27 protein-coding genes, 1 tRNA gene and 1 pseudogene are annotated in these 25532 nt (G+C 68.1%); 11 read left to right on the forward strand and 18 right to left on the reverse strand.

The window, feature by feature from the left end:
- Window positions 1-9: 9 nt before the first annotated feature.
- The 7 genes from F6J85_RS00065 to F6J85_RS00090 form a co-directional block, all read right to left on the reverse strand.
- The gene (locus tag F6J85_RS00065) at window positions 10-798 is read right to left on the reverse strand and encodes an ABC transporter permease (RefSeq protein ID WP_191906683.1); all 789 of its coding nucleotides are present in this window, start codon (window positions 796-798) and stop codon (window positions 10-12) included.
- A 29-nt stretch (window positions 799-827) separates the two neighbouring features.
- Window positions 828-1733: an ABC transporter permease gene (locus tag F6J85_RS00070; RefSeq protein WP_150923319.1), complete on the reverse strand. Its 906-nt coding sequence runs from the start codon at window positions 1731-1733 to the stop codon at window positions 828-830.
- Window positions 1718-2776 (reverse strand): extracellular solute-binding protein, encoded by a 1059-nt coding sequence (locus F6J85_RS00075; RefSeq protein WP_150923320.1) that lies wholly within the window; start codon window positions 2774-2776, stop codon window positions 1718-1720. The genes F6J85_RS00070 and F6J85_RS00075 overlap by 16 nt, the downstream gene beginning before the upstream one ends.
- 62 nt (window positions 2777-2838) lie before the next feature.
- Complete coding sequence (locus F6J85_RS18075) at window positions 2839-3630, reverse strand: amidohydrolase family protein (protein ID WP_275094067.1); 792 nt, start codon at window positions 3628-3630, stop codon at window positions 2839-2841.
- Window positions 3528-4307: an amidohydrolase family protein gene (locus F6J85_RS18080; protein ID WP_202980853.1), complete on the reverse strand. Its 780-nt coding sequence runs from the start codon at window positions 4305-4307 to the stop codon at window positions 3528-3530. The genes F6J85_RS18075 and F6J85_RS18080 overlap by 103 nt, the downstream gene beginning before the upstream one ends.
- Window positions 4308-4496: 189 nt before the next feature.
- A complete protein-coding gene (locus F6J85_RS00085) occupies window positions 4497-5993 on the reverse strand; it encodes a helix-turn-helix domain-containing protein (RefSeq protein ID WP_150923321.1) in 1497 nt (498 codons plus the stop codon).
- A gap of 682 nt (window positions 5994-6675) precedes the next feature.
- On the reverse strand, window positions 6676-7245 hold the full coding sequence (locus F6J85_RS00090; RefSeq protein WP_191906684.1) for a TetR/AcrR family transcriptional regulator: 570 nt from the start codon (window positions 7243-7245) through the stop codon (window positions 6676-6678).
- Window positions 7246-7297: 52 nt separating this feature from the next.
- On the opposite strand from F6J85_RS00090, the gene F6J85_RS00095 reads away from it, so the two are divergent.
- Window positions 7298-7747 (forward strand): NUDIX hydrolase, encoded by a 450-nt coding sequence (locus F6J85_RS00095; RefSeq protein ID WP_150923323.1) that lies wholly within the window; start codon window positions 7298-7300, stop codon window positions 7745-7747.
- Window positions 7748-7758: 11 nt separating this feature from the next.
- On the opposite strand, the gene F6J85_RS00100 is transcribed toward F6J85_RS00095, so the two are convergent.
- Window positions 7759-8163: a VOC family protein gene (locus F6J85_RS00100; protein WP_150923324.1), complete on the reverse strand. Its 405-nt coding sequence runs from the start codon at window positions 8161-8163 to the stop codon at window positions 7759-7761.
- 67 nt (window positions 8164-8230) lie between these two features.
- On the opposite strand from F6J85_RS00100, the gene F6J85_RS00105 reads away from it, so the two are divergent.
- On the forward strand, window positions 8231-8821 hold the full coding sequence (locus F6J85_RS00105) for a TetR/AcrR family transcriptional regulator (RefSeq protein WP_150923325.1): 591 nt from the start codon (window positions 8231-8233) through the stop codon (window positions 8819-8821).
- A gap of 17 nt (window positions 8822-8838) precedes the next feature.
- Here the strand turns inward: F6J85_RS00105 and F6J85_RS00110 are convergent, their stop codons facing one another.
- Window positions 8839-9321: an aminoacyl-tRNA deacylase gene (locus F6J85_RS00110; protein WP_150923326.1), complete on the reverse strand. Its 483-nt coding sequence runs from the start codon at window positions 9319-9321 to the stop codon at window positions 8839-8841.
- Window positions 9318-9896: a DNA helicase gene (locus tag F6J85_RS00115; protein WP_150923327.1), complete on the reverse strand. Its 579-nt coding sequence runs from the start codon at window positions 9894-9896 to the stop codon at window positions 9318-9320. The genes F6J85_RS00110 and F6J85_RS00115 overlap by 4 nt, the downstream gene beginning before the upstream one ends.
- Window positions 9897-9996: 100 nt before the next feature.
- Here F6J85_RS00115 and F6J85_RS00120 point away from each other — a divergent pair, with 100 nt between their 5' ends.
- A complete protein-coding gene (locus F6J85_RS00120) occupies window positions 9997-10554 on the forward strand; it encodes a peptidylprolyl isomerase (RefSeq protein WP_150920228.1) in 558 nt (185 codons plus the stop codon).
- Window positions 10555-10570: 16 nt separating this feature from the next.
- Entirely contained in the window at window positions 10571-11497 is a 927-nt protein-coding gene (locus F6J85_RS00125) for a rhomboid family intramembrane serine protease (RefSeq protein WP_150923328.1), read from the forward strand.
- A gap of 60 nt (window positions 11498-11557) precedes the next feature.
- Here the strand turns inward: F6J85_RS00125 and F6J85_RS00130 are convergent, their stop codons facing one another.
- The gene (locus tag F6J85_RS00130) at window positions 11558-11797 is read right to left on the reverse strand and encodes a cell division protein CrgA (protein WP_150920226.1); all 240 of its coding nucleotides are present in this window, start codon (window positions 11795-11797) and stop codon (window positions 11558-11560) included.
- A gap of 53 nt (window positions 11798-11850) precedes the next feature.
- Here F6J85_RS00130 and F6J85_RS00135 point away from each other — a divergent pair, with 53 nt between their 5' ends.
- From F6J85_RS00135 to F6J85_RS00140, 3 genes are read left to right on the forward strand one after another with little or no spacing between them, the layout of a single operon-like run.
- Window positions 11851-12645 carry a class E sortase gene (locus F6J85_RS00135; RefSeq protein ID WP_150923329.1) on the forward strand — a complete coding sequence of 265 codons (795 nt, stop codon included), beginning with the start codon at window positions 11851-11853 and terminating at the stop codon, window positions 12643-12645.
- Window positions 12645-12800: a hypothetical protein gene (locus tag F6J85_RS17590; RefSeq protein ID WP_191906685.1), complete on the forward strand. Its 156-nt coding sequence runs from the start codon at window positions 12645-12647 to the stop codon at window positions 12798-12800. Before F6J85_RS00135 ends, F6J85_RS17590 begins: the two co-directional genes overlap by 1 nt.
- Window positions 12797-13456 carry an anthranilate synthase component II gene (locus F6J85_RS00140; RefSeq protein ID WP_150923330.1) on the forward strand — a complete coding sequence of 220 codons (660 nt, stop codon included), beginning with the start codon at window positions 12797-12799 and terminating at the stop codon, window positions 13454-13456. Before F6J85_RS17590 ends, F6J85_RS00140 begins: the two co-directional genes overlap by 4 nt.
- Here the strand turns inward: F6J85_RS00140 and pknB are convergent.
- From pknB to F6J85_RS00175, 7 genes and pseudogenes are all read right to left on the reverse strand, one after another.
- Complete coding sequence (pknB, locus tag F6J85_RS00145; RefSeq protein WP_150923331.1) at window positions 13434-15134, reverse strand: Stk1 family PASTA domain-containing Ser/Thr kinase; 1701 nt, start codon at window positions 15132-15134, stop codon at window positions 13434-13436. The two genes, F6J85_RS00140 and pknB, sit on opposite strands and share 23 nt — an antisense overlap.
- A gap of 34 nt (window positions 15135-15168) precedes the next feature.
- Window positions 15169-16913, reverse strand: a pseudogene (locus F6J85_RS00150) (serine/threonine-protein kinase).
- Window positions 16910-18364 (reverse strand): peptidoglycan D,D-transpeptidase FtsI family protein, encoded by a 1455-nt coding sequence (locus F6J85_RS00155; RefSeq protein ID WP_150923332.1) that lies wholly within the window; start codon window positions 18362-18364, stop codon window positions 16910-16912. The pseudogene F6J85_RS00150 and the gene F6J85_RS00155 overlap by 4 nt, the downstream one beginning before the upstream one ends.
- Window positions 18361-19773: an FtsW/RodA/SpoVE family cell cycle protein gene (locus F6J85_RS00160; RefSeq protein WP_150920220.1), complete on the reverse strand. Its 1413-nt coding sequence runs from the start codon at window positions 19771-19773 to the stop codon at window positions 18361-18363. Before F6J85_RS00160 ends, F6J85_RS00155 begins: the two co-directional genes overlap by 4 nt.
- Window positions 19773-21011: a PP2C family protein-serine/threonine phosphatase gene (locus F6J85_RS00165; RefSeq protein ID WP_150923333.1), complete on the reverse strand. Its 1239-nt coding sequence runs from the start codon at window positions 21009-21011 to the stop codon at window positions 19773-19775. Before F6J85_RS00165 ends, F6J85_RS00160 begins: the two co-directional genes overlap by 1 nt.
- A gap of 14 nt (window positions 21012-21025) precedes the next feature.
- Window positions 21026-21565 carry an FHA domain-containing protein FhaB/FipA gene (locus F6J85_RS00170; protein WP_150923334.1) on the reverse strand — a complete coding sequence of 180 codons (540 nt, stop codon included), beginning with the start codon at window positions 21563-21565 and terminating at the stop codon, window positions 21026-21028.
- Entirely contained in the window at window positions 21562-22302 is a 741-nt protein-coding gene (locus F6J85_RS00175) for an FhaA domain-containing protein (RefSeq protein WP_150920217.1), read from the reverse strand. Before F6J85_RS00175 ends, F6J85_RS00170 begins: the two co-directional genes overlap by 4 nt.
- A gap of 426 nt (window positions 22303-22728) precedes the next feature.
- On the opposite strand from F6J85_RS00175, the gene F6J85_RS00180 reads away from it, so the two are divergent.
- The 4 genes from F6J85_RS00180 to F6J85_RS00195 all read left to right on the forward strand — a co-directional run bounded on the left by F6J85_RS00180 (window position 22729) and on the right by F6J85_RS00195 (window position 25191).
- A tRNA-Leu gene (locus tag F6J85_RS00180) sits at window positions 22729-22812 on the forward strand.
- Between the two features lie 227 nt (window positions 22813-23039).
- Window positions 23040-23540: a hypothetical protein gene (locus F6J85_RS00185; RefSeq protein WP_150923335.1), complete on the forward strand. Its 501-nt coding sequence runs from the start codon at window positions 23040-23042 to the stop codon at window positions 23538-23540.
- Between the two features lie 337 nt (window positions 23541-23877).
- A complete protein-coding gene (locus tag F6J85_RS00190; protein WP_150923336.1) occupies window positions 23878-24465 on the forward strand; it encodes a hypothetical protein in 588 nt (195 codons plus the stop codon).
- Between the two features lie 126 nt (window positions 24466-24591).
- Window positions 24592-25191, forward strand: a complete 600-nt coding sequence (locus F6J85_RS00195; RefSeq protein ID WP_150923337.1) for a hypothetical protein — start codon at window positions 24592-24594, stop codon at window positions 25189-25191.
- The last annotated feature ends 341 nt before the right edge of the window (window positions 25192-25532 follow it).

Here is a 25532-nt window from a genome sequence, read left to right on the forward strand (position 1 = left end):
TTGACATGATTAGTTTCTCCCAGGAGCGGCGTGAGCGAGGTTAGCCTTGCGGCGACGGCGCATCAGAGCCGGAATAGCTGCGCCGAGGCAGAGGATGGTGAGTGTCGCGGCCGTCACTAGAGTCGAGACCGCAGATGTGGATGGCTGTGCTCCCGTGGTGACATCGGCGAACATCTCCACGGGCAGTGTGCGCAGCCAGGGCGAGGTGAGGAAGGAGGCGATGATGTACTCGTCGAAGGATGTGACGAACGCGAGCAGGCCCCCGACCAACGCTGACGGCAGGATTAGCGGCAACGTGATCCGGAGCACCGTACTCAGAGGCGAGGCGCCGCTGATTCGTGCCGCTTCCTCGACACTCTCCGACACGGAGCCGAGCGACGCGAGTACGTTGATGAATACGAATGGCAACCCCATCAAGGCGTGCGCGATAGCCAGGTAGATCCAGTTGCCGACTCCCCCCATGTTGGCGCCCGCGATGTAGAAGCCGACTGCGGCCACCACGGTGGGGACCACCATGGGCGACAGCGCGAGGCCCATGATCAGCCAGCCCGGCACAAGCCCGCGCCCGCGGGCCGCACCGAGACCGAGCAGCGTTCCCAAGATCATGGCGAGGAGCGCGGCGAGGATTCCCACTTGGAAGGAGGTCGCGAAGGCGTTCGTCCAGCGCGGAGTGGTGAAGAGCTCTTCGTACCAGCGGAACGAAAACCCCTGCGGCGGAAACAGAATCATGTTCCCGGAGGTGAACGACGTCGCGATGACGATCGTCGTGGGTGCGACGAAGACGATCGCGAGCAGCACGGCGATCACCTTCGAACCGACTCCAGACTTCATCGCGTACGCCCCCCGACTCCCAGGATCTTGCCAATGCCGACGAACCTGCCGATGCCGAGGAGGATGATCAACGCCAGCAAGAGCAGGACCACGGACTGCGCCGCCCCTACGCCCGGCTGCAGCAGCGCGTCGAAGTTCTGCACGATCGAGGATCCGACATAGACCTCCCGTGGATTGCCCAGCAACTGGGGTGTGATGTAGAAGCCCAGAGCGATCACGAACACGAGCAGGCCGCCCGCCGCTGCACCGGGGAGCGAGAGGGGGAAGGTGACGCGGAAGAACGCGCTGAGCGGGCGAGCGCCCATAGTCTGCGCAGCCATCTCCAGGTCATCCGGGATGCCCCGCATCTGCGCGTACAGCGTCAGGATGGTGTACGGCATGAGGATCTGCATCATGCCGATGTAGATCGCGAAGTTGCCGCCGATCAGCGGTAGCGGCTCAGGGATGACGCCCCAGTCGACTAACGCGGTGTTGATGATGCCCGTGTTGTTGAGCAGGATCTTCCACGCATAGGTGCGGACAAGGCTGCTGGTCCAGAACGCGAACATCAAACACGCGAGCAGGACCATGAGCATGACTGGCCCGGATCGGGCCATCACGATGGCGTAGGGATAGGAGAAGACGACACAGAGCGCGGTTACCACAAGGGCCATCTGCACTGTGGTCCACAGGGACTTCTGGAAGACGGGGCTCGACAGTGCGGCCGCGAAGTTCTCGGGGCCCGGGTCTGTGACACTTCGAAGGAGCACCATAAAGAGCGGCACGATGAACAGGGCGACGATGGCGATGACGCCGGGAAGTGCGATCACCGCGAAGAAATTGCCGCGGCGCCACCCCGTGCCCGCCAGCGTAGCGCTGACAGGCACGGCGGCGGTCTGGCCGGGCGTTACGACTGCAGCCACGCGGCGATCCGCTCCGCTACTGCGGCCTGGTTCTCCATCCACCACTCCTCGTCCGGGACAATGGGAGCGAGCTCTCCCTCGAGTGCACCGGCGCCGGGGATCGCGTTGACCCACTCGCCGTCCGGGTCGACCTCGGCCAACGGGTTGGCGGGAGCGTAGGCGATCTCATCGGCGATGCGCCCGTTGTTCTCCTTGTCGACGAGATACGCGATCAGCTCCATGGCCTTGTCCTTGTTCTTCGCGCCCTTGGGGATAAACAGGTAATCCGCCCACTGCATCTCGTTGCCCCATGCGATGTCGATAGGCAGACCGTCGCGCTTCCCGATCTCGGTGCGTCCGTTGTAGCAGGCGCCCATCGCGGCCTCTCCCGCAGCGACCTCGGTCACGCACTCGCCGTCATCCGCCATCACGTCGAGATCGGCCTTCACCGGCTCGAAGACCCTCAGCGCACGCTCGACGTCGAGCGGATAGAGCTCGTCGCGGGGCACGCCGTCGTGGATGAGGGCCAGCTCCAGAAACCCCGACCAGCCGCTGGTGGCTGCCGGCATCAGCCGTTTCCCCGGGAAGTTCTCGGTGTCGAAGAAGTCCATGAAGCCCGTCGGCTCGCTGCCTTCGGGGAAAAGCTCGGTGTTGTACGCGGCCACGCGCGAGAAGACGAAGAATGGGACCGCCTGCGGGCGGACCTTGAAGGGGGAGTCTTCGAACTGGGCCGCGTCGATGATGTCGTAGTCGAGTTCTTCCAGTGCAGGATTGGCGTCGGCCGGGGTCGATAGGACGGCGAGGATGGCGTCCATCGTCACGGCGTTGGCGTCGACGCTCTGCAACATCTTGGCCATCGTTGCGGGAGCGTCCTCAACGACGGGAATACCCGTCTCCTCGGTAAACGGCAGAAGCCACGCTTTCTGGAACGCTTCGCTCGCAGCTCCACCGGTGGTGCCAAATACCACAGCGTCGGAAGAACCGCCAGGGCCGGTGGCCATGCAGCCGGTCAGGGCGAGCAGAGAGCCCGCCAGCACAACTCCTGTGGCTTTTCGAAGTCGCATGTCTGATTTCCTTGTCTGTGATTTGGGGTGCTGATCTGGAGTGGGATTTTGGGACGCTGGGGTCAGTCGAAGGCGCGGTAAGTCTGCGGCGACATCTCATCTGCGGAGCGCCCTCTCCAGTCGTTCTGCGCGATCCGGCGCCACATTCCATCCGCCTCGCGCTGAAGCGCGGCGATGGCGGCGCCCTCATCCAGCCCTCGGACGACGCCGTCCTCGACGAGCAGTTCGCCGTCGACCATGACGCCCCAGAGATCACCCGGTGTCGCGCTGTAAACGATGTTCTTGATGACGTCGCGGACGGGTGCCATGAACAGCGAGTCGAGGCTCCAGAACAGGAGGTCCGCTTTTGCGCCTGACTGGACTCGACCGAGGTCGGGCCGCCCGAGAAGATTGGCCGCGTTGACCGTCGCGGCGTTGAAGACGTCGCCCGCGGTCGACCTGCCGGCGGAACGCCCCGTCACCTTGCCAAGCACAGCCGCAAGCCGCATGGCCTCGATCATCGACTGCGGTGCGGTGTCGGTGCCAAGTGTGACGTTGACGCCTGCCTCAAGGTAGGCAGGGAACGACTCGAGCGCGATACCGCGGCGGGCGAATACCCACGGGCTGTGCGCGACGGAAGCGTCGGCGTTTGCGAGGATCTGCAGGTCGTTCCCCCGGTACTGCACCCAGCTCATGTTCGAGATGTAGATGCCGTGTCCCAGGAAGGTGCGCTCTCCAAGGAAACCAATCTTCTCCAGCCACTCGATGGGGGTCAGGCCGTGCCGCTGCACCATCTCGTCGAACTCGAAGACCGACTGGCTCGTGTGCAGCGTGATCGGCACGTCCAGTGTGTCGCTCGCCTCTTTGGCGCGGATGAGTAGGTCTTCCGTGGAGGTGTCGACCTGCGCGGGCGCGAGGAACCCCGGATACGATCGTCCCCCTCGGCCTCGCGATCCTTGATGAACTGGATCGCGTAGTCCAAGCCGGCCTCTCCGGCCTCGGGACTCCACTCGTACTCAATCTTGGAGCCGTTCCGTGTCAGCCACCGGCCCGACTTGAAGATCGGGGCGATGTACGCCCGGATGCCACTCCTGCGGACCGCCTCGAGAATGTACTCCGAGGTGCCGCCCTGCTCCATCATGGTCGTCGTGCCGGTCTTCAGCAGCTCGATTTGGGAATAGTCAGCGCTCGCCCGCTCCCCTGCCTCGTTCATCGCTCCGCCACGAGCCGGCAGCATCTCCGGAAGACCGGAATAGGAGAACTGCCGGGTACCGATGTCTTCAATCCAGCTCTTGTCGAGCGGCGAGCCGCCGGCGTGAAGGTGGGTCGTGATGAACCCGGGGGTCACCACCTTGTTCCTCGCGTCCATGACTTCATCGGGTCGGCCGTCCCACGATCGACCCACGTGGATGATCTCGTTGCCGCGTATCACGACCACGCCGTCGTGGAGGATCCGGTGCTCGCCGGCCTGATGAGCGACGACGACGCCGGCATTGATCAGCAGGGTCTTCTCTGAGTCGAAATCGTGAGCGAGCAAGGAAGGTTCCTCCATCGGATCGAGTGGACGCTCGACACACGATATTGGGCGAGACGCCATCCCTCATTGGACTGCTGCACAGACTTTATGGGGAGCGCCGAGGCAAAGAGATAAACACGCCGCCGCATAATCGCGGCCTAAACAAAGCTGTAACGCCAAGGAAACAACCGCGTTGAGTCCGCGGCCGTGCGCAGCCGCGCGTGCTCACCCCCGGGGTTGCGGGCGGCCCCGCGGTTCTGGTTTCAGCACCTGGAGAGCCAAAGCGAGTTGGACGATGTGATCTGTCTCGGACAGGCTGAGTCCTGTCAGCTCTTGGATGCGCTGGAGCCGATATCGAACTGTGTTGCGGTGGACGAACAGGATGTCAGCTGTCCGCGCAACCGAAAGCCCCGCACCGAGAAACGTTCGCAGAGTCGGCATCAACCCGTCGGCGTTACTCTCTCGGTCGAGCAGGGGCTGCAGCACCTCGAGGCTCAATTCGCGAACGAAGCGAGACTGTGTCGCCTCGATCATCATCGCGATTGACAGGGGGCGGGGCGCGTTGATGCCGGGGCCGCTGTGGATCCCCTGCAGGGCCTCGAAGTAGCTCCACCTCAATCCCTCCACACCATCCCGGAACGTGCCCATGCCGACCGAGGGCTCCCCGGCGCCGAGCCATCTGAGCTGGTCGTACATCACCTGTGCGGTCGACTCAAGAGAGTGCACCTGATCCAGAACCGCTACGAGAAATCCGTCGACCACGCCGGTGATCACCGGGTGGTTCCCGACATCCGAGACCTCGCCTGTGAGGGGCGCCATCGGCACGCGCATATCTGTGTTCGCGAGCCTCCCGAGAACGATCGCGTGCCGCCGGTCCATACGGATCACGTGCCGTTCGAGACGCTGCGCCGCATCGTCGACGCCGATCGATCCCTCCGTGATGTCCTCGATGATCTGGCCGAGCAACTGCCTTTCGGCCAGCTGCCCCGCATGAGCGCGTTCCATCGCGAGGGCGATGAGCCGGATCACGTAGCGGATCGCTGCCGGTTCCTCCTCGCGCGACTCGAGGTACAGATATGCGAGGATCCCGCCGGTGCCACGGATCTCATGGACCTGTGTGCCCTCGTTGCGATTCGAGCGCTGCCACGGCGCCCGCTCGACGATGGCCTGCGGGTCAAGCGCGAGGTGCGACGGCGATGCTGCGATCACGCGCCCCCACACGTCGATGACACCGACAGGGTAACCACGCACTCTCGAGTAGTAGTCCACCAGACCGGTCAGGCCGGAACTCGAGAAGACCATGTCGGCCATCGCCTCGTAAAGCCCTATGTCATCGGGTGCGAGGGATGTGTTCGATGGGTGGCCGCCAGCCATGTGGATCAGGCGCGCGAATGGCTCCGTCCCACAGACCTCGATGAGCGGGATGTCGTGTCGTGACGATGCGGACACGATGAGGCTCGGCACCTCCTGGTGAGCGACGCCCGTGACGAACCCGATGCCGGCGACATCTGCGGAGGCCACCCGGCCCACGAAGCTCGTCTGCTGCTCCACCGTGTAGAGCGCTTGCCCTGTCGTGAGGACGAGGTCACCGGGCTCGAGCAGCGGCCTCGGATCGACCAGTTCGGTTGAGACCACCGAGGCCAGCTTGCGCTGCAGGGCATACCCGCTGCCTGCCTTTAGCCGCAGATCAAGGGGCGACTTCAACAGGTCGGAGATACGCATAGCGAAGCAATGTACCGCAGCGGCGCCGGCGACACGTGATGGTTCGTCCTTAGTGGCGGCGGATGCGGCCCCGTGGCGATGACGCCGAGCGCCTCGGGCAAGGCCCAAAGCCGCGCGCGGGAGGTACTGCTGCGGGTCCAGGCCCAAGATGCCCCGGGTTGGCGGGCACGGGGGTTAGACCGGACGGTCGCTACCAGAATACGTGAGCCAATGCCAGCGGCGTGATTGTCTCGTACGCCGAGCGGGGAGGCGAATCAGGCGCACCGCCGGGCTGAGAATGAGGCGCTCTCAACCGGTCGGAGCGCAAGACGCGGCGTGGGCCGCGGGCCCGCGGAGGCCCAGGAGCGCGCTCTCGGCCAAACAAGAGCGCCCGGAGAATCGGGTGACGGTCGGCTGTGCCTGCCATACCTGCTTTGCAAGTGGGATGTCATCAGTTCGAATCCGCAAGGCTCCACCACGCGCCGCCCGGGTTTCCCGGTGCCGGCCCGTTGACAGGCTCACGGACCGCTCCCGCGCACTGCCTTTCGGCTCCGCAGCCCACGGACCCGCGGCGGTACGCATGCCGCAGAACTCAGGAGACTCCGCCGGCGGCCGCTCCCGCCTCCCTGCCGATGTCGGGATCGCCTGAATCCCGACCGGACACTCCAGGCGTCAGACAGGTCGAGGCGGATCGCCGGCGTCGTCAGGCGGGGAACAGAGCGGCCACCGCGCGGTCGTGCGTGTCGTCCAGGGTGTCGGTGTCGACGCCTTCGAGCAGGGCGAATTGCAGTCCGCGCCACAGGGCGAGGAGCCGGGAGGTGGCGGCTTCCGCATCCCCCTCGGGGTAACCGTGCACGACGAACGCGCGCTGGAACTCCCGGGGCCAGACCGCGGCGATGTCGGTGAGCTGGCTCCGGTTTCCGTCCGGATCGCGCACGGCCGTGCCGAACGCTTCGAAGAACAGGCGGATGTAGGGAACGTTCTCGGGTGCCCGCAGCAGGCGCCACGCCTCCCCCAGCTGCGCCCTCAGGTCTCCAGGCCGCTGCAGGTGCGCCAGCAACGCGCCCTCGGCGGGCATTCCCTCGTATGCGCGCCGCAGCGCGGCCGCGAACAGAGCTTCCTTCGAGTCGAAGTAGTACAGCAGCATGCGGTTGTTCGAGCCGATGGCGCGCGCCAGCTGCGACAGTGAGAGCTGGCTCACGCCGTGCGCGAGCATGTGCTCGGCGGCGAGGGTCAGGAGCCGCTCGGCCTCGCTGCTTCGCGCCGCCGTCATGGCCCCAGCATAAGAGCGCCCCCGGACATTGGGATGGGTAAGGTGTGGATTCATGGACATGAGGGTCGCCGCCTACGCCATCGTCACGGATGCGGACGACCGCGTGCTGCTCGCACACTGGAACGAAGGCCGCCACGCCGCCTGGACGCTCCCTGGGGGCGGACTGGAGCCGGGCGAGGATCCCGAACACGCGGCGCGCCGGGAAGTGCTCGAGGAGACCGGCTTCCGCGTCGTGCTCGATGAGCTGCTCGGCATCCACTCCCGCGTGATCCCCGCCGGCGACCGCCTCAGCAGCGATGCCACCGGCCCGCTCCAGGCACTGCGGATCGTCTACCGCGCACACGTCACCGGCGGACGGCTGCAGGACGAGGTCGGTGGATCCACGGACCAGGCCGACTGGTTCACCCTCGAGCAGATCGAAGCACTCCCCCGCGTGAAGCTCGTGGACATCGGGCTCCGGATGGCCGGCCTGCGCGACGGGCCCGGACCGCGGGACGGGTGAACGGCTGGGAATCAGCGCGCGAAAGCGGCCGAGAACTCCGGTGCCGGCGGGATCTCCTCGATCACGTCCACCAGCACCCGGCCCGGAGCTTCGAAGATGAAATGGCGCTGTCCGAACGGCTCATCCCGCAGCTCCAGCCGCATCTCGACGTCCCCCGCCTCGGTGAACCGCCGATACTCGGCGGCCGCGTCGTCCACCTCCACGTCCAGCAGCAGTCCCGAAGCGGGACCGCGGTATCCCTCGGGGATCGTCGGATGGGCGTCCTGCAGGAAGGCCAGCTCGTGCGCACCGTGGCGCAGACTCACGTACCAGTCGGCGCCGAAGGTCTCCTCGAACCCGAGACGCTCGATGAAGAAGTCGGCGGCGCGACGGGGCTCGGCGGTCTGGACGACGGGGTAGAAAGCGGTCAAGGTCATGAGAACTCCTTACATACAGCGTGAATGTAAAAGGAGGATACATGCATGATGTACGTAAGGTAAGAGGATGCCTCGCGCTTCTGCCGCCGACGCGGCCCGCACCGCCCACCGCATCCTCGACGCGGCCCTCGAGCGGTTCACCGCCGAGGGATACGCCGCCGCCTCCGTCGACGACATCGCGCGCGCCGCAGGCGTCACACGAGGTGCCGTGTACCACCACTACACCGACAAGCGCGGCCTCCTGCGGGCCGCGGCACGGGCAGGACACGAGCGCGTGGCTTCGGCGGTGGTGCGGCGGGCGGAGGGCGAATCCGACCCCGCGGAGCAGCTGCGGGCGGGATGTCATGCCTTCGTCGACAGCATCACCACAGATGCCGCCGCCCGCCTTCTTCTGATCGAGGCGCCGGCCGTGCTCGGATGGTCGGAGTGGCGCGGACTGGATGCCGCGGCGTCCGTCGCCGAACTGCGTGACGCGGTCGCCCAGGTCGCACCCGCGAGTGAGGTGGAAGCCCTCACGCAGCTGCTCTCCGGCGCGATGAACGAAGGCGCGCTCTGGGTCATGGAGCGCGATCGCCATCCGCAGGCGCGAGCAGCGCTCCACCGGTCACTGGACCGGCTGATCGATGCGGCCACGCATCCGCGCGGAGATGTGCGCTGAATGCGGCGGTGCGGCGATCAGCTCGCGGGCGCCTCGACGGTGATGTCGGCGACCGTCGCGTCATAGGCGGCGATGAGCGCGTCGGCGTCGACGAACAGGCTGTAGCCGTGCGCGCCCGCCCCCATCGCGATGCGGCGTCCTCGGATGCTCTCGTCGGCATAGACCGGCCACTCGGTGGTGCTGCCGAGCGGGACGATCGTGCCGCGGGCGTACCCCGTCGCCGCCAGCGCCCGCTCGGCGTCGGGCAGCTGGAGGCGATTGACCCCGACGACGGCCCGCAGCTTCGGCCACGAGATCGCCCGATCACCGGGGACCAGGGCGAACAGGTACGTGTCGTCCGCTCGTTTGACCACGAGCGTCTTGACGATGTCGGCGGGGGTCAGACCCAGCAGGGCCGCTGCCTCGGAAAGGCTGGATGCGGCGGGCCGCTCCACCAACTCCACCTCGAGGCCGCGCGCGGCAGCCGCGTCACGGACCCTCGAGGTGGAGTCGTCGCTCACGCGTCAGGCGCGCGCAGCGGGTCGTCGGCGACCCAGAGTTCGTCGTCGGCGCGCAGGGTCTGCCAGGCCGCGTAGACGACGCCGGCCGCAGCGGCGATCCCGAGGAGGATCGCGATGACGCCGCCGGCGCCCATGCCCGAGCGCTTGGGCTCGGCGAACTTCGCCGACAGCGCCTTGGTCGCCTTCTTGCCGTACTTGTCGGCCTTCTTCGCGTAGGTCTTCGCGTCCGGTAGGGCCAGGCCGCGGCCCGAAGCAAGACGCGTGCGGGTGTCGTTCGCGGCATCCCACACCGACATCGCCGATCCGACGACGGCACCCGCGGTGGGGACGACCTTGTCGGTCAGGAGGTGCCGCGACAGCTGCACACTCTTGTCGAGGTAGGGGGCGGCGTACTTGCCGTAGCTCTGCTGTACGACGGGGACCACCTGCTCGCGGCCGTAGTTGCCGATCTGACGCCCGGCCTCGCGGGCGACGTTCGCGCTCTGGTTCAGCAGCACCTGCTGCGACTCCCAAAGCTTGGTCGCCTGCTCCTGGAGCTTGCGGAGTTCTTTCTTACGCTTGCGGCTGACGCTCACGGTTGTGCCCTCCCGATCGATGGGACGTATCCGCCCATCTTGCCAGACGCGGCCTCCGAGGGACGGAGGGGCTTGCAGATAACTCTGCGAGAATGTACCCATGCCATCCCATAGCGCCGTCGCCACCATCCACACCAACCACGGCGACATCGTCGTCAACCTGTTCGGGGATCAGGCCCCTCGCACCGTGCAGAACTTCATCGGGCTCTCCGATGGATCGCAGGCGTGGACCCACCCCGCGACCGGTCAGCCCGGCGAGGGACCCCTGTACTCGGATGTCATCTTCCACCGCATCATCCCGGGCTTCATGATCCAGGGCGGCGACCCGCTCGGTCAGGGCGTGGGCGGACCGGGCTACAACTTCAACGACGAGATCAGCCCCGAACTCGACTTCAACGCCCCCTACAAGCTGGCCATGGCCAACGCCGGGATGCGCCGCAACGCCATCACCGGCAACCTCGAAGGCACCAACGGCTCGCAGTTCTTCATCACCACCGACCCGACGCCGTGGCTCCAGGGCAAGCACACGATCTTCGGCGAGGTCGCCGACGACGCCTCCAAGGCCGTCGTCGACGCCATCGCCGCCGTTCCCACGGCGGCGGGCGACCGTCCGATCGAGCCGGTGGTCATCAGCTCGATCGACGTCGTCCCGGTCTGACCCGAGGACCCCGGCGGTGACCACGGACGAGTTCCACCGCAACCGCGACAACTTCTGCTATCGGCATCCCGATCGGCAGAGTTTCGTCCTGTGTCAGCGGTGCCTGCGCACGATCTGCCCGGAGTGTCAGACGCAGGCCGCCGTCGGGGTCATCTGCCCGGAGTGCTTGGCCGAGCAGCGTGCGGCGGCGACGCCGGCGCAGCGCAAGGCGGAGCGGCGCTGGTCGCGTCCGGCCGCGATGACCGCGACGAGCGGCCGTCCTACGGTGACGTACTCGATCATCGCCGTCACTGCGCTGGTGTTCGTGGTGACCCTGATCCCCGGGATCGGCCGGGTCGTCGAGGGGTACCTGTCGTTCTACGCCCCCGCGATCTATCCACAGATCAGCGGTGTCTTCCAGCCGTGGCGCGTCCTGACCGTCGCCCTGGTCCACAGCGGGTTCTGGCACGTGGGTCTGAACATGCTGGCGCTGTGGTTCATCGGACGCAGCCTCGAGCCGCTCCTGGGCGCCGCGCGGTTCCTCCTGCTGTACGTGCTCAGCGCAGCGGGCGGCTCGGTCGCCGTCGCGCTGCTGGCGCCGAACGTGCCCGTGGTCGGGGCCTCCGGGGCGATCTTCGGTCTGTTCGGCGCCCTGCTGGTGATCGGGCGGCATCTGGGCGCCAATATCCGCGTGATCGCGATCCTGATCGGGGTGAACTTCGCGTTGCCGTTCGTCCTGGCGCTCATCTCCGCCGCCGGAACCGGTTCGTTCGCGGGCGCCCTCTCGGCGATCCAGATCTCGTGGCAGTCGCACCTGGGCGGGCTGATCGTCGGAGCCGCCGTCGGGCTGATCTATGCGCGCACGCGCGCAGTGCGGCAGGCGCGGTTGAGGGTGGGCCTGCTGGTCGCGCTGTCGGCGCTGCTGGTCGGGCTCCTCGCCCTTCCGCCGGTCCTCTACGCGTAAGCAGCGCCGGGGTTATCCACAGGTCTATCCACACATGGGGACAAAATCACACGTGTGTAATTAGCGCCAGCGGGTGGTCATCAGGAAGCCGATGAACGCGATGCCGAAGCCGATCGCGAGGTTCCACGCGCCGATGCCCGGGATCGGGTAATTGGTGCCGCTCAGATAGAAGACGAGCACCCAGATCAAGCCGATCACCATGAGCCCCAGCATCACCGGCTTGAACCACACCGGATTGGGTGCCGCAGCACCTTCGCTGCGCTGGGCGATCGGGTCTTCGCCGCTGCCAGTTCGTGCCATGCCCACAGTCTAGCTGGCAGCCGCCGCATAGCCCGCGGCTCTAAGATCGCACCGTGGCGGAGAGCGAGACGGTGGTGGCCCGGCGTGCGCGACGCACGCGGCCGAGGCGACGCGTCTCCATCGTCGGCATCCTCGGCGAGGTGCTCATCACCGTCGGTGCGGTGGTGCTGCTGTACGTCGCGTGGCAGCTGTGGATCGGCGACGTGATCTACGCGGCGGAGAAGAACCGGGCCGGCGTCGAGCTGTCCGAGCAGTGGCAGCAGGAGGTGGGACCGGCCGTCCCCACCGAGGACCCGGCACCCGAGGAGTCCGTCACCCCGGCCGATCCGGCGGCGATCGAGCCGGTGATCCTCCCCCAGCCCGGTGATGCCGAGATCTTCGGGGTCATGCACATCCCCCGCTTCGGCGCGGATTACGCCATGCCGATCGCGGGAGGCGTGAGTCGCCCCCGCACGCTCGACCCGATCGGCATCGGCCACTACCCCGACACCGCGATGCCGGGAGAGGTGGGAAACTTCGCCCTCGCCGCCCACCGCACCACCTTCGGCAAGCCCTTCAACCGCATCGCGGACCTGCGGCTGGGCGATGCCATCGTGGTGGAGACGAAGGAGGGCTGGTACACCTACCGCTTCCGTACGCTGGAGTACGTCACACCCGACGCGGTGGACGTGCTGCTGGATGTCCCGCAGCAGCCCGAAGTCCCTGCGGGAGAGCGGTACATCACCTTGACCAGCTGCAGTCCGATGAACTCCATGGCCGAGCGGATCGTGGGCTACGGCCTGTTCGAGTCGTTCATGCCCCGCAGCGGGGACGCGGTACCGCCCGCGCTGACCGAGGCCCTGAGCTGATGTACGCCGCGCTGTGGCGAGTTCTCCCCGGGCCGTGGTGGGTGCGCGTGCTGATCCTGCTCGTGCTGGCGACCGCGATCGTGTATGGGCTGTTCACGTGGGTGTTCCCCTGGGTCAGCCAGTTCGTCAATCCGCAGGACGTCACGGTCCAGTGAGCGGCTTCCGCGTGGTCGTGGTGGACAACCACGACAGCTTCGTGCACACCCTCGCCGGCTACATCCGGCAATTGGGCGCGGAGGTCACGCTCATCGAGGCCGACGCGGTGCGCCCGGACGACGCGGCGTCCGTCATCGCGGATGCGGAGGCGGTGCTGGTGTCTCCCGGACCGGGCGACCCCGAGCATGCGGGTGCGTCCATCGACATCGTGCGCGCGGCGGCGGACGGCGGCGTGCCGCTGCTGGGCGTCTGTCTGGGTCACCAGGCGATCGGCGTCGCCTTCGGAGCCACTGTCGACCACGCACCCGAGCTCATGCACGGCCTCACCTCCCTCGTCGACCACGACGCGACCGGCCTGTTCCGGGGCCTGGCCCGCCCCATGGTCGCCACGCGCTATCACTCCCTCACGATCGTGCCGGAGTCGCTGCCCCCGGAGCTGGCGGTCACCGCCGTCACCGAGTCGGGCGTCATCATGGGTGTCGCCCACCGCAGTGCGCCCATCCAGGGTGTGCAGTTCCACCCCGAGAGCATCCTCACCGAGGGCGGTCACCGGCTCCTGGGCAATTGGCTGGCCTCGGCGGGCCTGGCCGGAGCCGACGAACGCGGACGCCGTCTGCACCCGCGAGGGGCGGTCACGGCCCCGTGCACACCGTGAGGACGATCTCGGAGTGGATCGGCACCTCACCCGGTCCGATGGACTGACGCGACACCGTCGGCGTCGCCGCTGCGGGGCACGCGGGATCCTCCTCGGTGATGACGGTCAGCTGGATCTCGGGGCTCTGCAGCTCGCGGGTCGCCGCATCCAGGGGGTACCCGGCGTAATCCACGATGACGACGCGGCCGGTGGAGACCACCAGGTTCACCGTCGTGCCCAGCGGCACGGTGGCTCCTTCGGCCTGATCCGTCTCGAGCACCGTCCCGCCCGCAGCGCTCGGGTCGTTGCGCTGACGGATCGCGCCGACGGTCAGGCCGGCGTCGGTGATCGCCTGCCGCGCCGACTCCTCGGGAAGTCCGGTGAGCGTGGGGACCGTCGCCGTCTCCTCGCCGCGCGAGACATAGACCCTGACCTCGTCCCTGCGGCCCACCGAGATGCCGGCGGCCGGGTCGGTGCGGATGACGTTGCCCTCGGCGACCGTCGTGCTCGGTTCGTCCTCCCGGATCGGCACCAGGTCCTCGGCGAGCAGGAGCTCCTCGGCCCGCTCCCACGCGACGTCGGACACGTCGGGCACGATGCGCGCGTTGCCGGGCACCTCGGTGGCCGGCCGGATCGACATGGTCCAGATCAGCACCGAGACCAGGAGCACGGCCAGCAGGGCGATTCCCGCCCAGATCCACGCCACCGGAGGTCCGGACTGCGTGCGCCGCATCGTGGTGTCGGTGCTCAGCTGCCGCAGCGACCGCGCCGTCTCGGCCGCGTGCCGCGGATTGGGCCCGTACAGCTCGCTCGTCAGGGCGCCCAGCTGCTTCTTGCTGGGCTCCTTGCCGTGCACGGTCGCATCCAGCGCGGCACGGAAGCTCGCCGCATCCGGGAACCGCTGGAACGGATCCTTCGCCAGTGCGCGCAGCACGATGGCGTCCATTGCGCGGGGCACGGTGTCGGTGATCTCCGACGGCGGCACCGGCGCCTCGCTGACGTGCTGATACGCCACCGCCACCGGCGACTCGCCACGGAAGGGCGGGCGGCCGGTGAGCAGCTCGTAGAGCACCACGCCGGTGGAGTACAGGTCGGCGCGGGCATCGACGGGCTCGCCCTTGGCCTGCTCGGGCGAGAAGTACGACGCGGTGCCGAGGATCGTGGTGGTCTCGGCGACGGTGGATGACGAGTCCGACACGGCGCGGGCGATGCCGAAGTCCATCACCTTCACCTGGCCGGTGTCGGTGACCATGACATTGCCGGGCTTGATGTCGCGGTGCACGACGCCGGCGCGGTGGGAGAACTCCAGCGCCTCCAGGATGCCGTCGACATAGCGGCGCGCGTCGTCGATGGGTACGGGACCCTCGGAGATGACGTCCTTCAGCAGCTTGCCGTGGACGAGCTCCATGACGATGTAGGGCACCGGATGCTGCGCGCCGTCCGTGCCCACCTCGGAGTCCTCGCCCGCGTCGAAGACGCGCACGATCGCGGGGTGCGCCATGCGTGAGGCGGCCTGGGCCTCCAGCCGGAAGCGGGTGCGGAAGGCGGCATCCTCCGCCAGTTCGCGGCGGAGGATCTTGATCGCCACGGCCCGGCCGAGGGTGACGTCGTACCCGCGGTACACGCTGGCCATGCCGCCGCGGCCGATGAGCTCATCGATGCGGTAGCGGCCGGACAGCACGCGCGTCTCGGTCGTCACGGTGCACTCCCCAGGTGGTGGAACAAAGGTCAGCTTATTCCTCGTCGGTCGTCGGCGACGGGTCCGGGGTCGGCGCCGCGGCGATCGAGACCTGGGTTGTCGGCGAGGGCCCCGACTCGCGCTGGCCGCCCTGGCCGCTGCACAGCGCGACATAGCTGGCCGTGATGTTCCCGGTGGCGGGCACCTGGATGTCGGCGGACAGCTCACCGGCGCCGAAGCTGCGCTGGGTGGTGCCGTCGGCGGCGAAGATCGCGCCCGTGATGGTCACGGTGTAGCCGCTGAGGGTGCCGGTGCCGCTCGGGCACGTGAACCCGTCCCACGACACTGTCGCCGTGCCCCCGGAGGGAGCGGGGTTCGGGGTCACGGTGGGGCCGTTGCCGGGGCTCGGGATCTGCGTCTGCTCGACGAAGCACGTCACCGTCAGGGCCTGGCCCTCTTCGAGGTTGCCGCGCGCGGGATCGGTGGATTCCACCGTGTCGACCTGCTCCGCGCTGGGCGCCGCGGAGCCGTCGGCGCGGGTGGCCCGCAGGCCCGCGTCGTTGGCCGTCTGCACCGCCGTATCGCAGTTCATGCCGATCAGCCCGAGTGACTCGAGGCTCACCGTCACGGTCGTGGGTTCGGGTGTCGGCGTGTCTCTCGGCGTCGGTGACCGGGGGGCGCTCGAGGTGGTCGATTCCTCCGGAGCCGGGTCGCCCTGGTTGACGAAGAACGCGATGAGCGTGCCGCCGAGCACGAGCACGAGCAGGGCGATGAGGGCGATGAGCGGCCATGTCCACGGGCTGCGCTTGCGCTTCTTCTCAGCCGCGTCCTCCTCCGGCGCCGGCGTGGTGGTCGCCAGGGTCGGTGAGGGAAGCAGGCGCGTGGCAGCGGCGGTGTCGCCGCCCGCGGTGAGCAGCTGGGTGACATCGTCGGCGGCGGCAGCCCCACCGACCGCCGGGACGGCGGCGATGGCGGCGGTGAGGTCGCCTCGGCGCAGCGCCGACGCGGCCCGGGAGACGGCGGCGGCCGACGCGGGGCGCTCCTCCGGCTTCTTGGCGATCATGGCCATGACCAGTCGCTGCACCGGCTCGGGGACGGTGGACGGAAGCGGCGGCGGCTGCTCGTTGATCTGCGCCATCGCGATGGCGACCTGCGATTCGCCGGTGAACGGGCGCTTGCCGGCGAGGCATTCGTACGCGACGATGCCGAGCGAGTAGGTGTCGGTCGCGGGTGACGCGGGATGCCCCGACGCCTGCTCCGGCGAGAGGTACTGCACCGTCCCCATCACCTGACCGGTCGCGGTGAGCGGGACCTGGTCGGCGATCCGCGCGATGCCGAAGTCGGTGATCTTGACCCGTCCGTCGGGCGTGATCAGCAGGTTGCCCGGCTTGATGTCACGGTGGACGAGACCGGCAGCGTGGGCTGCCTGCAGGGCAGCGGCCGTCTGCGCGACGATGTCGAGCGTCTTGTCGGTGGAAAGCGTGCCCTCGCGCTCGAGGATCGTCGAGAGCGCCTCGCCCGGGACGAGCTCCATCACGAGGAACGCGCTGCCGTTCTCCTCGCCGTAGTCGAAGACGCTCGCGATGCCCTCGTGGTTGACGAGCGCGGCGTGACGGGCCTCGGCGCGGAAGCGCTCCAGGAAGCCCGGATCGCCCATGTACTCGTCCTTGAGGATCTTGATCGCGACCGTCCGTCCGATGACGTGATCGGTCGCCTCCCAGACCTCGCCCATCCCCCGATCGCGACTCGCGACTCGAGTTCGTAGCGTCCGCCGAAGGTCACACCCTGTGTCGGTCTCATCTACCCAGCACCGCCTCCATGACCTTCTTCGCGATGGGAGCGGCGATGGTGTCTCCGCTCCCCGACTGTCCTTGTCCTCCGCCGGCTTCGACCACAACCGCCACGGCGACCTGTGGGTCATCCGCCGGCGCGAAGCCGGTGAACCAGAGCGTGTAAGGGCGGTCGCCGTTCTCCGCGGTGCCCGTCTTACCGGCCACCTGCACCCCGTCTATTCTTGCACCGGAGGCCGCACCCTCACGGACATTGGCGACCATCATGCCCGCCAGCTCGTCGGCGAGCTGCTCCTCCAGCGCACGGCCGTACTCCGTGCTGTCGAAGGTCTCCTGGACGGTCAGGTCCGGTCCGATCACGGCGTCCACCATCCGCGGATTCATCACGATCCCACCGTTGGCCACCCCCGCCGACACCATCGCCATCTGCAGCGGCGTGGCGATGACCCGGCCCTGACCGAAGCCCGACAGCGCGGTCTGCGCGTCATCCAGTCCGCTGGGGTAGGACGAGGGCGTCGAGGTGAGCGGAAGCTCGAAGGCGCGGTTGAAACCGTACTTCTCCGCCTCCTCGCGGATCGCGTCGTCACCCAGGCGCACGGCGAGCTCGGCCATCGGGATGTTGCAGCTCAGTCGCAGGGCGTCGGCGATCGTGACCTCTTCGCCGGGGCCGCACGTGCCGCCGCCGGCGTTGCGCACGGTGCGGGATGACTGCGGCAGCTGGTACAGCGCCGGGTTGGGCAGCGTCGAATCGGGCGTGTACTCCCCCGACGCCAGCGCGGCCGAGACCACGACCAGCTTGAACGTCGAACCCGGCGGGTTGAGGTCGCCCGCGATCGCGCGGTTGGCGAGCGGATCGGCGGGGTCGTCCAGGAGCGCCTCGTACGCCGCCTCCACGGCTTCGGTGTCGTGGGAGGCGAGCGTATTCGTGTCGTAGCTGGGGCTCGTGGCCATCGCCAGCACGCGTCCGGTGTCGGGCTCGATGGCGATGACCGCTCCCTGCAGGCCGGCGAGGGCGTCGAAGGCGGCGCGCTGGACGACCGGATCCAGGGAGGTCTCCACGTTCGACCCGCGCGGCGGCTGACCGGTCACGATCCGATCGAGGCGCGAGAGGAACTGCGAATCGGCGGTGCCGCTGAGCGCCTGCGTCATCGCCTGCTCGAGCCCGGTGGCCGAACCCAGCACCGGGTTGATGTAGCCGGTGACGGGGGCCCACATGTCGGCATCGACATACACGCGCTGCCAGCTGTAGACATCGTCGGAGGGCACCGAGGATGCGATGGCGGTGCCGCCGGCGATGATCGATCCGCGCTGGACCTCGTAGGAGTCGTACAGGGCGCGCGTGTTGGCCGGGTTGCGGGCCAGATCGTCGGCCTGCACGACCTGGATGACGCTCGTCGACCCGAACAGGGCCAGGAACATCACCAGCATGAGGATGCTGAGGCGGCGGAGCTCTTTCGTCATCCGATCACCACCCGGGGACGGCTGCGCACAGCGTCGGAGATGCGCAGCAGGAGGGCGACGATGAGCCAGTTGGAGATGAGCGAGGACCCTCCCGCGGTCAGGAACGGGGTGGTCAGGCCGGTCAGCGGGATGAGCCGCGTGACCCCGCCGACCATGATGAACACCTGCAGGGCGATCGTGAACGACAGCCCCGTGGCCAGCAGCTTGCCGAAGTCGTCCTGGCCGGCGAGGCCGATCCGCACGCCGCGGCTGGCGAACACCATGTACAGGCACAGGATCGCGAAGACCCCCACCAGCCCCAGCTCCTCGCCGAGGCTCGGCAGGATGTAGTCGCTCTGCGACAGCGGCGTCAGGTACGGCCGCCCCTGGCCCAGTCCCGTGCCGATGAGGCCGCCCTGCGCGAGACCGAAGATGCCCTGCACGAGCTGGTAGCTGCTGCCGTTGATGAGGTCGGGGTTGAACGCATCCAGCCAGTTCGAGAAGCGCGCGCCGACGTAGGGCAGGACGCGGGACGCGAGGAACGCGCCGCCGCCGGCGAGGACGACGCCGATGAGCACCCAGCTCGTCTTGCCGGTGGCCACGTACAGCATCGCCACGAACATGCCGAACAGGAGCAGCCCTGTTCCCAGGTCTCGCTGCAGCACGATGATGCCGAGCGAGACGAGCCAGATCACCAGCAGGGGACCGAGTTCGCGCGCGCGGGGCCACGTCATCCACAGGAAGCGCGTGCCCACCGAGGTGAGGCTCTCGCGCGTGCGGACGAGGTAGCCGGCGAAGAAGATCGCCAGCGCGATCTTCGCCAGCTCGCCCGGCTGGAACTGGAACAGCCCACCCACCGAGACCCACACGTCGGCGTTCTGGTTGGTGCCCAGCCCAGGGACGAACGGCAGCAGGAGCAGCAGGACACCGGCCAGGCCGAACAGGTACGTGTAGCGGAACAGCACGCGGTAGTTGCGCAGCAGCAGGACCAGGGCCAGCGCGCCGCCGATCGCGAGCGCCGACCAGGCGAGCTGCCGCGTGGACGAGGCATCCCACCCTAGGTGGTCGCGGGCGATGTCGATGCGGTAGATCTCCGCGATGCCCAGGCCCGTCAGCAGCGTCGCGATCGGGAGCACGAACGGGTCGGCGTCGCGCGCGCGCAGGCGCAGGACGACGTGGAGGGCGAGCGCGAGGGCGACGGGGAGTCCGCCGTAGAGGGCGACATCGGTTCCCGGTGTGCGGCCGGTGCCCAGGTCGACCAGGGTCACGGCGGCGAGGTTGAGCACGAGGGCGAACAGCAGCAGCGCCAGCTCGCGGTTGCGCTGGGTCTGCGGCACGCGCAGGCGGCGCAGCGCCCGCACGACCGCGGTGTCGGTGCTCACGCCGTCGGCCGGAGCGGACGGGCGGGCGAGAGGCGTTCCGGTCGCCATCAGTTCTCCGCTCCCGCCATGTCGCGAAGGCGATCCACGATGAGCTCGGCGTCGGAGAGCGAACGCGCCGAGATCGTGCGCTCGACGGTGGCGCGCTCGAAGTCGGGGAGGTCGGCCAGGGCGATCCCGGTGTCTTCGTGCGGGGTGGACAGCGGGATCGGGCCGATCGACTGCTGGACGCCGCGGTAGACGACCACGGTGTCGTCGTCGGCGCCGATGTAGTAGCGGGTCTGCGTCCAGTTGTAGGCGACGGCCAGTGAGGCGGCGATGGCGGCGAGGACCAGGACGAATCCGACGATCCACCCGATCCGCCGGCGGCGGGCCCGTCGACGGTCCTCCTCGATGAGCTCCTCGAGGAACTCCGCATCCGGCTCGAAGTGGGTCGGCTCGTTGGCGGCCTGCCGGTTCGGGTGCAGCCAGCTGCTGCGCCCCGGACGGGCGGCGGGCACCTCGACGCCGATGGGATTCGACGCCGAGCCGACGATCGTGGGTGTGCCCAGGAACACCGGATGCTGCCCGCCGACGTCGACGATCACGATCGTGACGTTGTCGGGGGCGCCGCCGTCGAGGGCGTGCTTGAGCAGCAGATCGGCGGTGCGGCCGGGGGCGAGGCCCTGGCTCAGCGCCTTGGCCGTGTGCGCATCATCCAGGACGCCCGACAGTCCGTCGGAGCACAGCAGCCACCGATCGCCCGGCTGCGTGGGCATGATGAACGTGTCGACCTCGGGGTCGGGGTCCATGTCGCCGAGCACGCGCATGAGCACCGAGCGGCGCGGGTGGTAGCGCGCCTCCTCGGGGGTGATGCGGCCAGAGTCCACGAGGCGCTGGACGAACGTGTGGTCGGTCGTGATCTGGGTGAGCGTGCCCTCGCGGTACAGGTAGATGCGCGAGTCGCCGATGTGCGCGATGACGGCGTAGTCGTCCACCATCACCAGCGCGCTGACGGTCGTTCCCATGCCGGCCAGCTCGGGGCGACGGCCGACGGTTTCGATCAGCTCGGTCGCGGTGTCGGCGATGGAGTCGCGCAGCGCCAGTTCGGCTTCGGCGGTCGAGGAGAACGGCTGGTCCAGGAGCGCCAGGCGCGCGATCGCCAGACTCGAGGCGACATCCCCGCCCGCATGGCCGCCCATCCCGTCGGCCACGACGAAGAGGTTGGAGCCGGCGTACCCGGAGTCCTGGTTGTTGGAGCGCACCTTGCCGGTGTGCGAGATGGCGGCGCTCGAGCCCTGGAAGACCATGGAGGATCCGGCGCTTACTTCCGCAGCTCGAAGGTCGTCGCGCCCACCTTGATGGGTGCGCCGATCTTGATCGGGACGGGAGCGGCCACGCGGGTGCCGTCATGGAAGGTGCCGTTGGTGGAATCCAGGTCCTGGATCATCCACTTGTCGCCCCACAGCACGAGGCGTGCGTGGTGGCTGGAGGTGTAGTCGTCGCGGATGACCAGCGCCGACTCGCTCGAGCGGCCGATCGTGAGCGGCTCGGTGCCCAGCGGTAGCTCGACACCGGCCTTCGGTCCGCTCGTGATGACGATGCGCGAGACGGTGCTGGTGGTCGCCGCACCCCCGGGCGCGGCATCCCTCGCCTTCGGCGCCGACGCCGGCCGGCCCACCGGCTCGGTGACGCCGGCGGGCCCCGCTGTGCCGGCCGGAGCCGCTGCCGCGGCGGGCTCGGGGAGCTTCCGCACCTTCACGCCGAACAGGTCGGCGCGCAGCGAATAGACCACGGCGAAGACGAAGAACCACAGCAGCAGCAGGAATCCGATGCGCAGCAGCAGGAGGGTGAGTTCGCTCACGCGGAGGGACCCCTCTCGGGCAGGCCGAACGCGCGCGTGGCGTCGGCGCCGGCGCTGTGCGGACGGGCGGGCGCGGCCTGCGGCACGACGCGGAAGACGATGTCGGTGCGCCCGATCGTGACGGTGGAATCGGGTGGCAGCGGTGCCTCGGAGACCTTCTGGCCGTTCAGCTGCGTGCCGTTGGTGGACTTCAGGTCGCGCACCATCGCGCGCTCGCCGTCCCACAGGATCTCCACGTGCCGGCGGCTGGTGCCAGCATCCGGAATCGTGATGTCGGCGTCGCTGCCGCGGCCGATCACGGTGCGTGCCTTCTCGAGCGGATGGCGCTTTCCGTCGATGTCGACGACCCCGCGCCAAGAGACGGTGCCGGCGGCGGTCTGCGAGTCCACCCGGAGCGTGCCGGTGGAGAGCGACTCGTCGCGCGTCAGGGTGATGCCGACCGGACCGGCGAAGGAATAGCCCTGCGTGCGGGCGTGGGCTTTCACCAGGGTGTCGAGCTCATCGCCGAGGGCGGCGCCGAGCTGCGCCATCCGCTCGTCGTCGGCGGGCGAGAGGCGCACGGTGAATGTGTTGGGCGCCAGGATGCGGTCGCGACTGACCACAGCGGCCTGCTTGTCGAGTTCGCTGCGCAGCGCCGACGCGATCTCCACGGGCTGGATGCCGCTGCGGAAGGTCTTCGCGAAGGCGCTGTTGACAGCGCGTTCGAGACCCTTCTCGAAACTGTCGAGTAGTCCCACGAGACTCCTTCAGGCAGGCAGACCGGTGGGTACATCGTAGTCAGGACGACTGGGGAGGCCATGGACGCCGCCCCCCGAGGCCCCCGCCGCATCCGCTGCGCCGTTCAGAACTCAGGAGATTCCGGGGGTTCGGGGGCTGTGGCGGCCGGATGCGGCCGGATCTCCTGAGTTCTGCGCGGTGGCCGGGGGAGGGGCTGCGGGGGCGCGCGCCGGGATGGCGTCGGGTCGCCGCTCCTCAGCTCGTCCGCCGCATCCGCTGCGCCGTTCAGAACTCAGGAGAATCCGACGTTTTCCGGGGTGTCGGGGCGGGGCGGCGGCGGAATCTCCTGAGTTCTGCGCGGTGGTGCGGCGGGAGCGCTTTGCGGTGGCAGCCGTCGGCCGTGATATCCTCGGGAAGTTGAGTGCGCGGGATCCGTTCCGCGCCTCGCGCGAGTGGCGGAATAGGCAGACGCGCTGGCTTCAGGTGCCAGTGCCCGAAAGGGCGTGGGGGTTCAACTCCCCCCTCGCGCACAGCAGGGCCCGGTATGCGAAATACCGGGCCCTTATGCGTGGAAAGAGGAGAACCTGGCGGAGCAAGATGCTCCGCCAGGTTCTTTGCTTGTCGCGGGGTCGCGGTTGGCACGCTCGGCGGCTTCGTCATGGCGACCGACGCCACCACGAGTAGCCGGTGTGGCCGCGCTACTCTTCAAGCGCGAACCACTTCGAGGTCGACGCGGACTTCAGTTTTGGGGCTAGTGATGCTGAACGACCGGAGAGCGCGCTGTCAGCGCTTCGTGGCCGCTGTTGTCGGAGCGGTGACCTTGATTGGTCTCACTGGGTGTGCATTGGTCTTTCCTTCGAGGCCCAACTCGGCGCCGGTCTTTCTCACAGAGCGCAACGGGGACGTCGTGTTCCGCTGGTGCGGGGAGACGACCCCAGAGTTCCAATCGCTGGAGATCATCTATCGGGCCGTAGTCGATGATGACAAGGAGTACTTCACGGCAGCTCAGGGAGAGGGGCTGTTCCGATTCGGAACGGAGCAGGAGTTCACGACGCGCGAACCGCCGATCGGGCTCGAGTACCACACGTCAGGTTCCATCCCGCTCGACAATTATCCGCTCGTAATCTTCTTAGACGCGGACCAGGTGGCCCCCGGCACGGCCAATGACTTGGCCACCTTCAATATTGACGCCCCAGAGCAACTCGCGGATGGCCAATGGGTCGCGCCAACCGGGCCGGTCGACGATGTTCCTTGCTGACTCATTGCCGCATGAAAGCTGGTGCCAAGAGGACGGCGGACGCCGCTACGGCTGCGGGACGACTCTTTGTCCGGCTCCCGCTCGGATGCTGCCGTGGCTGCCCCTGAGTACGGGGGGTGTTGCCAGCTTCATCCCTTCGTCGTCGTTCGCGTTGACCTGAATGTGAGCACAACTCGCCCAGATTGCGCCGCGAGGTTCCCGGATGGTGCGGTGTGTCCGCCACAATGCAATGGCCGGACGAGTCGCCGCGCACGGTGTTCAGATTGAACTTTTGGGAGAGACGATGCCCCGGTCTGTCCGAGTCGCGGCGTCGGTCCTGCCTCCGCAGTTCCGGTTCATGGGCGCCCTGTACGTGTGCGGGTTCCTCATTATGACGTTCCTGTCGTTCGGCATCGTGTTCGTGCCGCTCTCAGCCGCTGACCCTGCGCGGTGGATAATGCTCCCGTTCGGTTTCCTGGTCGTCGCGGTCATTCTGTCCGTTGTTGTCCTGCGCTACCGCGGGTTAAAGGTTGCCGCCGAGGCGCAGTTGAAACGAGACGGCGGAAGTGTGTACCTTCTGTCGGCTGCCGCGATATCGAGGCATTTGGGGCCGAAGAATCTAATCGCGCAGCCCGATCACGGCGTCAGTGGCGGATGGTTGTGGCTGGGGGATGACTCCATGAAGGTCTGGCTACGTGACGCAGGTGAGCCGCGGGTCGTGCTCCGCGGCGACATCACCGGCGTCGCCGAGGTGTGTGTGCTGGGCGGTGCTCTGACCGACACGCAACTGGCGGTCTGGTTCTCGGACGGAAGCGTGCTCGAGGCTGCCCCCACCCGGTACGGGATCCGCAGCATGTTCCCGTACGGCAGAAGCCGCCTGCGCGCGCTGGCCGACCGGATCGACGCTCTGGCTTCATCCTGCCCCGCCGACGGCTTCTCCCGCTGACACCCGCGCGCAACGGCGTGCCTGAAGGCCTCCGACAATGACAAGCCACTCCCATCGCCGGCATTATCGACGGAACATCGACGACCTGCCGGTCGGTGTTTCGCCGTCGTCGAGAGCCCTTTCCCAATGACTGACACTTCCGCCCCGGGCCTGCGGTTTTCCCGCGCGCGCGGGAAAACCGCAACGGCCGCGTTCGCGGCGGTGATCGTCGTCAGTGTGTCCCTCGCTGGAGCCATCGTGAACGCACGAGTCGGGGCTTCTCCGGGGGTCGTCGTCGGATGGATCGCTTTGGCGATTTCGATGCCGGCCGCGCTCGCCCTGGTCATGGCGACGCGCCATCGCGCTCTTGCACGGCAAGCCGATGCCCGCGGCGCTCAGGTCGTCTGTCTGTTCACGCGGGGACTCGCATTCGACGCGTCAACAGGCCGCGAACACCGTATCGGCGCTGGTTGGATACAGATGGCCGAGGGGACAGCTGAGATCCAGACTGCAGATGGTGAGCTTCCAGAGATCGTCACCATTTCGGATGCGGTGACGGTGCAGCGCGAGCACTTCCTGTCGCCATGGATCACCGTGCCCTCGCTCACCCTTCGCTCACCAGATGGTTCGGTCATCGAGTTGGAACTGGCCCGGACTGGTTTCCGGTCGCTGTCGGGTCCGTCGAACAGGTACGTGGACGAGGTCGCGGCGAGGATCTCTGCCGCAGGTGAGAACCGAGTGCCGTGAGGCGATGGGGGTCGGTAGGAATCGCGGCGAACGCGCTTCTCGGTGGGGGTACCTATCGCGAGGCTGGGGCCTTACCGTGAACCATGGCAACCACGTGGCGGCGGATCGCGATCGCCGTCGTCGTTGTGTGCGGGTTCGCCGCGTACTGGGCGTCGATCGCGTTCGCATGGCGCGTTCCGCTGTGGGGCTACGTCGTGGGGCTACGTCGTGGGCGGGATGGCGTGCCTGGGTGCGATCAGTGCGCTGTCCATCCGCGGGCGGCCCCGGCCGTCGGACGCGGACCTCTCCGCGTCGGACGCCTACTCCGATGCCTACCTCGGACGTTCGGCCGCCACGCACCC

This window comes from Microbacterium lushaniae (assembly GCF_008727775.1).
Classification (GTDB): domain Bacteria; phylum Actinomycetota; class Actinomycetes; order Actinomycetales; family Microbacteriaceae; genus Microbacterium; species Microbacterium lushaniae.